This window comes from Spirosoma sp. 209 (genome assembly GCF_002006735.1).
GTDB classification, from domain to species: domain Bacteria; phylum Bacteroidota; class Bacteroidia; order Cytophagales; family Spirosomataceae; genus Spirosoma; species Spirosoma sordidisoli.
Genome location: NZ_MVEC01000021.1, coordinates 69494 through 78625, shown reverse-complemented (window position 1 = coordinate 78625; position 9132 = coordinate 69494). Strand labels below are relative to the sequence as shown.

The window sequence follows — 9132 nt, the reverse complement described above, 5'->3', positions numbered from 1 at the left end:
ATAATACAATAAATTTATAAAACAATAATATAATTTTAAGTGACAACAATAAAACATAAAAATTATAATACACAACTATGACAAAAAGATTTTAATAATCTACGCTAGTATCATATTATGATAAACATACACGACTGAACCCCGCCAATGATTTATGGCAGCACAGTTTTGTTGTATTACAACTTTATGATAAAATCACAAACATAATAAACTGATAGATAGAGCTTTGGGAGTAAGTTCTGGATGGTGAAAATTCATCGTATCCTGAATGGGTACAATGCTTACGAAGATGTAAGAAGTACTCAGCAGATAAAGATGATAGAACCCAGGACTGAGGTGGTCCGGTTTAGCGGCACACTGAATTTGTCAGATTTGTGTAATACTGGTTCTCAAATTGTTCAGGGCTTTGGTAGCCCAGCGACGAATGCTTTCTTACCCGGTTATAATACACCTCGATGTAGTCGAAGATTTCGGTGTGTGCATCTTCTACACTCAAAAATACTCCGCCTTCCAGTAACTCCGCTTTTAAGCGGCTCCACAACGACTCGGCAAAGGCATTGTCGTAGGGATCGTCGGCCCGGCTCATGCTGGGCCTGATGTGCCACAGTCGTACTAACTCCTTCATCTCCGCGGAGACATATTGTCCACCTCGGTCCGAATGGGTGATTAAGCCCATGACAGGCTGACGTACCTCCAAAGCACGGCGTAGGGGAAGCACTACCAGTTCATCTTCCATCGTTTCACCCACTTGCCAGCCCACTACTTTACGCGAGTATAAGTCCATCCAACTGGCTAAGTAGCCCCATTCGCCGTTGACTAAAGGCAAATACGTAATGTCGCTGACCCAGACCAAATTAGGCGCTTGGGGCAAAGGCTGATCTAACAGCAAATTCGGCCAGTAACCTTTGCCATGGGCACTGTTGGTCGTACGCGGCACAAACGACTTGGGCTGAATGGCCTGCAAACCGGCCGCTCTCATAAGCGTTCTCACCTGGTGACGACCGATCAAGTATCCTTTCTCCTGCAGTTCAGCCGCAATGCGTCGACTACCGTAACGTCGTTTATGCACCGAGAAAATCTGTTCCACTGCTTGCTGATGCTTAGCCTTTTCTTGCGTGCGTTGATAGCTATCGCCCCGCAGGTACCGATAAAAGGCTGTACGACTCACTTCCAGCACCGAACACAGTGTCTCAACAGCAAACTCACTGGCTAGTCGTTGAACGAGTTCATAGCGCAACTTTAGGTCTGTCGGCTGACAATGCTCAAAGCTTTTTTTAAGATCTCGCGCTCCACTTCCAGTTGCTGAACACGCTGTAGCAGGCGCTGATTCTCAAACACTACATCCGAAGCCTGATTTGAAAGAAGGTGTTTTTCTTTCCCTTTAGTTCGTTGTTTCCATTTGTAGATGAGTGCTTCACTGATACCCAGTGCCTGAGCCACATAGGCCACGCTCTGTCCGTTAGCAATCATTTTGAGTACATCAGTTTTGAAGCTAATATCGTACTTACGACGTTTGGGGGGGGTGTTTTTAGGCTGCATGATCTTGGCGCTTCGGCGGTCCGAAAGTTAAGCAAGTTCACTGTGCCGATTTATTAGACCATCTCAGACGAAAGATCAGGGCTTATGATAGCAGGATTTGGTAAATCAGTTTTGTCCACTCACCTTTGTAATGGACACTCGCCTACGGAAACACGAATGTTTTTGGAAAGGGCAAGATGTGTTTTGCTACCCGCAAAACCCCTGCTTTCGTTTAATAGCTAAGTTAAAAAGACGAAAGAAAAGTTGTGGAACAATAGCGTAATGACGCACACAGACAGGGTGGAGCCACAGAAGACATCAAGAAACAAAGGAGGTCGTCCTCCAAAAGAAGAGCAGAATAAGGCCAGTGTGAAACTGAACTGCTGGGTCACGATTCGGGAGAATGAACAGCTACAATTAGAATTCAGTCGGGTAAAAGCTGGTAAGCGATTAGCCTTTGCTGGCTATCTGAAACAGAAGTTGTTTCAGGAAAGAGGGACAACTCCTACGAAAACCAATGAATTACTGCTGACGATTCTAATAAACCTACAAGATAGAGGTCGGCAGTTGGACGACATTTCAAAGCACGTTACAGCAGCAAAGGGTTCAGTAGAAACGACGGAAATTACGGATAGCATAAGGCTCGAACTGGCGGCTATTCAGGAAATCCTCACCCAAATTTCGCAATGGTTATACGAATCCTGACGGGCAGAGAGGTGGCCGGAGCGGTGCGATATAACGAACGGAAAGTGGAGGAAGGGCAGGCCGAGCGCATTCAGATTGCCAACTACCCGGACTCGAACATGGCCGAAAAATACGGGCAGTTTCGGTTGCAACTGCTGGAACAAATGACCCGGTTAAACCCGGCCGTCGCCAAACCATCCGTTCATCTGGCCATCGCGTTTCACCCCACTGAGTCAATCACGAACGACCAGTTGCGTCAGATCGGTAGCGAGGTGATGACTGAAGTTGGGTATGGTCGGCAACCATACCTGATGTACCGACACGACGATACACGGCACCCGCATATCCATATCGTATCCGTGTCAATTGATCCTGACGGTTGTAAGATTAGCGATAAATTTATCAGAAATCGGCTGAATCAGATTCGTAATGGGATTGAACAACGGCACGGCCTGATTCAGGCTGAAGGAATCGTTCGTCACCGGACATCAATCAACGCCAAAGAGGAAAAGCATGAACAGGCGATTAGTACAGTCGTGGAGAGAGCATTGGAAAACTTCACCTTCGGCTCGGTGGATAGTCTTCGCCAGTACCTGCAAATGCAGGGCGTAGTGATGAAAGCGATGGCAGGACGGAGCAAAACAGGTGTGACATTTCAAGCTGTAGAAAAGTCGGGGATACTGACGCGGCCCATAGCAGCCAGTAAGCTGTCCTGTAAGCCGACGAATAAGCGGCTTGCAACCATGTTCGCATCTCAGGCAGAAAGGCAAACAAAAGGATGCAATGATGTAGCCGCCATCATTGAGCAGCGTATGAGCCGATACGAGAGCATCACGGAAACGGAGTACAAAGCCACCTTGCAGCAGATTGGCGTTCAGGTTAGCGATAGGGGAGGAGTTTACCTCTATGTGCAGGAACGTGCTGGGTTGGTTGTTTCGGAAGACGAATTAGGCTCGGCACTCAGTCGGCAAGCATTGCTGACCCGTTTTTCCGAAAACACCATCCGTAAATCAGTTCAACCGAAGACAGAGGTTGGTCAGCCACATCTAAACCAGGCAACCGGGGAGTCTTTTAAGCCGGAATCACCTGCCGACTCAAACTTGCTTTCAACACCCAGCAAGCAGCCCCAGGACAAGCCTCGGTTGAAACAGCTACTGCCCGAGTCTTTCGTTCAACCTCATCAGCCTGCCATAGCAACGACCGTGGAAAAGGTCATTGAACCCAAGACCAAAGAAGAAAAAGCCAGTAGGGGAGAGGCTCAGGAGAAGGTTTTGTTGGTGGAAAAATCGAAGAAGGATAAAAAAAATCGGCAGAAAAAAGGGCTGCGACTTTAAACAATTAATATATTATATATATGGTTTGATTCGGGATGAAATCCAGAAACAGGTATTAGGCGAATTTATGGCATACACTAAAACTGCAATTATATATGCCCTATATTAGCGATTGGAAAGGCACGTGTGCAGGACACAGCGGCTGACCGGCCTAATCGTTAAACGAATCGTTCATGGATGCTCAGGACAAAGACTACCGGGGAATATTGAATATGCTCCTGTTTATGTCATTAGCCCTCATCGGGTTTCACCTCTATTTTTTCTGTTATGACACCCTCGCCCGCATAGGGTTCAGTTTTGCCTTACTCGACCGATTTATCCTAAGCATAGACCGCGCGACGCACTTATTTTCGCACCCGCTCTATTCCAAGTTGGCGGCATTGCTGCTATTGGGCATCTGGACTTTTGGCAACAAGACCCGGAAGAAATTAGATGTTACCTGGGCGCAGGTGGCGCGGGTCGGCATTGGCGGGGCCGTGCTGTTACTTTTGAACGGGCAACTACTTAGAATGGCCTGGCTGACGGCGGAGGTACGGAATGGAGCGTACTTCCTGACAACGGTTTTGGGCTATCTCCTGCTGATTCGGGCTGGCAGCTACGCCAACCAGATACTCAGCGTTAACATCGGTGGCGATGCCTTCAACGACGAAAATGAGTCATTTGAGCAGGAAGGTCAACTCATGGAAAACGAGTATTCCGTGAACATTCCGACGGAGTACCGGGTGAAAAAGAAAATGCGCCGGGGCTGGGTCAATGTGGTCAATCCGTTTCGGGCCACGCTGGTCATGGGGACACCCGGCTCCGGTAAATCGTTTGCCGTGGTGAACAACTTTATCCGGCAACATCTGGAGAAGGGGTTTACCATGTACATCTACGATTATAAATTCCCTGATCTGTCGAACATCGCGTTTCATTACCTGCAAAAAAACCGGAGGGCGTTTAAACGGATGCCGACGTTTTACGTCATAAACTTTGACGACCCACGACGCTCGAACCGCTGTAACCCCCTGTTACCCGAATTGATGACCGACATCATTGATGCTCAGGAAGCGGCCCGAACTATTCTGCTTAATCTTAACAAATCGTGGATTCAGAAGCAGGGGGACTTCTTCGTCGAGTCGCCGATGAACTTTCTGTCGGGGGTTATCTGGTACTTGAAGAAGTATGATGAACGGCGGTTGCGGAGCCTGAGCCAGCAGGGAAAGGCCGACGATGGCCAACGATTCTGCACCTTTCCGCACGTCATCGAGTTTGCCGGGGCGGAGTACCGCGAATTGTTTCCGATCCTGCAATCGGAGCCGGAGATTGAAAACCTGCTCAAGCCCTTTGCCAGTGCGCTCCGAAATGAAGCCTACGAGCAATTGGAAGGGCAGATCGCGTCGGCCCGGATTCCGCTCGCCCGACTATCCAGCCCGGCCCTGTATTGGGTGATGACCGGCAATGATTTCAGCCTGGATATCAATAATCCTGACGATCCTAAAGTATTGTGTGTGGGCAACAACCCGGAGCGTCAGGAAGTCTATGGGGCCGCATTGGGCTTATTCAACGCTCGGCTCATTAAGTTGGTCAATAAGAAAGGGCGGCTGAAATCGTCCATCATCATTGATGAGTTGCCAACGATTTACTTCCGGGGATTGGATAACCTGATTGCAACGGCCCGGAGCAATAAAGTGTCCACTTGCCTGGGGTTGCAGGACTTGAGCCAGCTAAAACGGGATTACGGCGACAAAGAAGCCACGACAATTTTCAATACCATTGGCAACGTGTTTTCAGGACAGGTGCTGGGCGAAACTGCCAAAACAATGTCGAGCCGATTCGGGAAAAATAAGCAGGTGCGGCATTCGCTTTCCTTTACGGAGCGGGACACGAACCTGTCCATTTCCGAGAACATGGACTCGGTTATCCCGGAGTCGAAGATATCAAACCTCTCGCAGGGGCATTTCGTCGGGGCCGTTGCAGACAACGTTGAGGAGACGATTAAGCAGAAGATTTTCCACGCCCGGTTAGTGGTTGAACCGGCAATGGTGGCGGAATTGGCCACCGTAAAAACAATTCCGCCCGGAGCCGAATTTTCGCAGATTACTGACCAGCAGCTAAGTTATATGCTTGAAACCAATTTTAACGCGGTAAAAAAGGATATTTCTCTGTTAATTCAAACTGAAATTGAGCGGATAAGTAATGACCCAGCCCTGAAACACCTCGTTGAAAACCTGCAACCGTCAGATGATTGATAAACCTATTGATAACCAATAATGGAACAGTTTGAGAAAGAGAACGATGCCTATGCAGCACTTATAGCCCGGCGTTTAGCCAAAATCCGCGACCATTTGAACATGAGTCAGCAGGATTTAGCCAATGAGTTTAACACAACTCAGAACCTGATTTACAGATTAGAGAACGGCCTGAAGGTCTCCCGCGAGATGTTCACCCTTATTGCCCTGTATTTCATCAGGCGGCATAAAGTGAACTACGAATGGCTGTACAATCCTGACTCCGAAGACGATGCCAACGTCCCGATGTTTACAAATGAGCAGGTAAAACGCCAGAAAATCCATGACCAGCAGGAAGCTGAACGGTTGGCATTGTTGAAGCAGTTGTACACTGATTTGCAACGAATTGAACAAAAGTAGCCGGGCCACCGATGCGGTAGCCTACTATTTCGTGCTATGCTGCCTTTGGGCGGGTAGCGTCGCTGGCCCGGCAGACTGAAACATCCGGGCCAGTTTCACCCAAAGAAAACAATACCGCGCCGGATCAACAGGTCTGCCCCGGTACAGTATGGTATAGTGGAGATGCGGCCCGGTCGAGCGGCCCGTACTGCCCACCCGCCCAATGAGCGCACCCCGGCGCACCTTATCTCCCCGTTGTACTATATACGTTGACAGATGGCCGTAGATGGTCTGATAGCCGGTTGGGTGCTCAATGCACACAGACAATCCCAAGCCATCGGGTTGCCAGCTTATCGATGTAATCACACCATCGGCTGTTGCAAAGACAGGCGTACCCGTCGATTGTGGTAGGTCCAGGCCATTGTGCAGTCGCACATCACCCCCAATTGGATGGATTCGCCAACCGAACCGACTGCTAACCTGGTAATCTTGCCAGTTAGCTAAGCGCAGGGGCGGAATGGCTGGCATGAAGGACAACCGCTCGGCGGCCCGGCTCGACATTAGCCTTTGCCCAACCAGCTCTCGCTTTTCAACCTCCCCAAATAACGAATCGGCTACCTGTGCCAACAGGGAATCTATCCGGCTGTACGGGTTCCGGCTGCTTAGGGTCTCCCCAATCGCCCGGTGCGCCGTTGAGTCAAAATAGGAAACCCTGAATTCGGTCGGTTCGCTGGTGCGATTGATGCGTCCGGTCATGGTTGCGGCTGTGTCGGCCTGGACAGCAGAGGCTGATTCGCCAGATCGGGAAAAAATCACCTGAGCGACAAGGAGATGACAATTAATCACCGTGACAAAGAAGGTGGTGAAGGCGCGTGTAAGAGACCGTTTCAATATGTATAATAAATAATTTCTTATAAAATTAAATATATATTAGATGAAAACAATAATTTTGCTTGAAACAACCGCTTCGGCGGTCCGAACGGATTTTATATGGATTCTCCGAAACCCGACGAAACCGTACTGGATACAAAGAATGTCCAGAGTCAGCCTACCGAAGCGACACCGCAACAGGTATTTGAGCAAATAGAGACGCAGCAGTACCAACTTATCCTGCCTGCCGAATACGAGGAGTTGCGGAGCTTTCTCGAAAACGACGGCCTGTTATCCGATGAGGAAATCACCAAATGTCTGTACGATGAGTCTTTACGCCAGAAAGACCTGGCCAAACTGATCGAGGAGAAAACCCCCTCGGCGAGTGAGGGCGAACAGAAAAAATTGACGGCGTACCTATGGGACCTGCATGAGACCGTGAAAGGGCAGCCCTTGGTGTTTGTTGACCCTAAACAGATTTACCGAATTGACGTAGTTGATGCCCCTGATTCCCGTTCAGCGGAGACGCATCAATCCGCAGAAAAGCTATCCTCTTCTGCTTCCCCTGATCGGCCAACTGTAAGCAGTGAGATTAGTCCGGTAACGCTCCATCTGGACATCAACGGTGGTTTTTTGGCCAACTTCCTGCACAACGCCCGGCTCAACCATGAGCAAATGAACCGATTCATTGCTGATCTGGAGCGTCAGCATGATCAGTTAAAAGCACAGGTACATCAGGGCCAACCGCAACAATTGACACCAGATACCAGACCAGCCGAAAACGTTGCTTCCGAAAAACCATATCAACTGCTTCAGGAGTCCGGCCCGTCGCCAACACGCTGGCAACGTGTACGCCAGACCGTAAGCAACTGGATTACTCCTTCGACCTCAAACAAGCCGCAAATAACCGGGCAAACCCAGACAAACCCGCAACCTTACGACATAGCCCGCAGCGGGAAAGAACCACCGGATAAGCAACCGGACAAGCTGGTTCAGGCAAATCCAGGCCAATCAGTCAACGAACCTACAGTATCCTATGCTCCTCAACCAATCGTAAACCAACAGACCAATCGGACCGCCGAAGCGGCAGTACCCATGAAAGAAACCATCACGCCAGGCGTAGAATCGCCTGTGGCCAGTCGGCCTACCCGCTACCAGTGGGCCGATGTGGCCGACCAATTTGAGAAGATTGGCATTACCCGGCCCGATCTAGAAAAAGCCGGTCAGTTGGATGACCTCCTGAATGGCCGAAAAACGGGCTTGATGCGGCTCACCCAAACGGGCGAAGAAGGAAAGCCATTCCAGATTTCGGGCAAGTTGTACATCGTCAACACGCCGGATAAGGGGCCAATCATTGGCATTCAGCCGGAGCGGAAGCAACTGTTACTCCCCAAAGAATTTTTGGGTTATGAACTGTCTGCCCGTGACAAACAGAATTTGGAGAAGAACGGGGAAATGGGCAAGCGGGTCGAACTCACCGATAAAATGACGGGTCAGAAGTTCGGCGGTTACGTCGGGGTGGACAAGGAAACCCGGAGCCTGACCGTGCTTCGGGCCGAGCGGTTACACATTCCGCAAACCATCAAAGGGGTTACGCTCAACAAGCAACAACAGAAAAGTCTGGAGCAGGGCCGGGCCATCAAACTCGAAGGGATGACCAGCAATAACGGGCAATCCTTCAACGCTTACGTGCAGGTATCAGCCGCCAAACGGTCGTTGACGTTCGCCAAAATACCGGACAACGTCGTCAAGCAAACCGTCGATCAGAAGACTGCTCAGGATCTGACCAAACCCGTCCACCAACTTAAAGGCGATGGGGCAGGGGGGAAGAAAACCATTCAGCCAAAGGATGAGATCAAACAGGCTACCGCCCAACGGGTAGAAGCTCCCCAACCGGTTAAACAGCAGAAGATGGCTGCGGCAAAGCCGGTGCTGGAAGAAACGAAAGCTAAAAAGCCTAAGAAGCAAAAAGGGCAGCGACTCTGATAAACTAATGATTTAGTTATATGATAGGGGAGAGACCAGGAGCCAATCAGACATTGGCCCAGCAGACCTTAAGCATCATTTGCCAACTTGTACAGAACTGGCTACAGGAGCATCTTCCGACGAACCCGCAA

The 9132-nt window shown here is 49.7% G+C and carries 8 protein-coding genes; 5 read left to right on the top strand and 3 right to left on the bottom strand.

Translation table 11 applies throughout. From position 1 onward, the window contains the following. Positions 1-346 precede the first annotated feature (346 nt). Both B1C80_RS24700 and B1C80_RS24695 read right to left on the bottom strand, forming a co-directional pair. Positions 347-1237, bottom strand: coding sequence for an IS3 family transposase (locus B1C80_RS24700; protein WP_139361735.1), 891 nt, complete (start codon positions 1235-1237; stop codon positions 347-349). Positions 1238-1239: 2 nt separating this feature from the next. Then, a complete protein-coding gene (locus B1C80_RS24695) occupies positions 1240-1539 on the bottom strand; it encodes a transposase (protein ID WP_077923877.1) in 300 nt (99 codons plus the stop codon). A gap of 261 nt (positions 1540-1800) precedes the next feature. Here B1C80_RS24695 and B1C80_RS24690 point away from each other — a divergent pair, with 261 nt between their 5' ends. The 4 genes from B1C80_RS24690 to B1C80_RS24675 all read left to right on the top strand — a co-directional run bounded on the left by B1C80_RS24690 (position 1801) and on the right by B1C80_RS24675 (position 6166). Further along, a complete protein-coding gene (locus B1C80_RS24690; RefSeq protein ID WP_077923876.1) occupies positions 1801-2223 on the top strand; it encodes a hypothetical protein in 423 nt (140 codons plus the stop codon). Further along, positions 2205-3536, top strand: a complete 1332-nt coding sequence (locus tag B1C80_RS24685) for a relaxase/mobilization nuclease domain-containing protein (protein WP_077923875.1) — start codon at positions 2205-2207, stop codon at positions 3534-3536. The genes B1C80_RS24690 and B1C80_RS24685 overlap by 19 nt, the downstream gene beginning before the upstream one ends. A gap of 173 nt (positions 3537-3709) precedes the next feature. Then, a complete protein-coding gene (mobC, locus tag B1C80_RS24680; protein WP_077923874.1) occupies positions 3710-5767 on the top strand; it encodes a conjugal transfer protein MobC in 2058 nt (685 codons plus the stop codon). 21 nt (positions 5768-5788) lie between these two features. Next, positions 5789-6166: a helix-turn-helix domain-containing protein gene (locus B1C80_RS24675; RefSeq protein WP_077923873.1), complete on the top strand. Its 378-nt coding sequence runs from the start codon at positions 5789-5791 to the stop codon at positions 6164-6166. A 24-nt stretch (positions 6167-6190) separates the two neighbouring features. On the opposite strand, the gene B1C80_RS24670 is transcribed toward B1C80_RS24675, so the two are convergent. After that, entirely contained in the window at positions 6191-6901 is a 711-nt protein-coding gene (locus B1C80_RS24670) for a M23 family metallopeptidase (RefSeq protein WP_077923872.1), read from the bottom strand. Between the two features lie 234 nt (positions 6902-7135). Between B1C80_RS24670 and B1C80_RS24665 the strand changes: the two genes are divergently transcribed. Then, positions 7136-9001, top strand: a complete 1866-nt coding sequence (locus B1C80_RS24665) for a DUF3945 domain-containing protein (protein WP_077923871.1) — start codon at positions 7136-7138, stop codon at positions 8999-9001. Positions 9002-9132 lie beyond the last annotated feature (131 nt).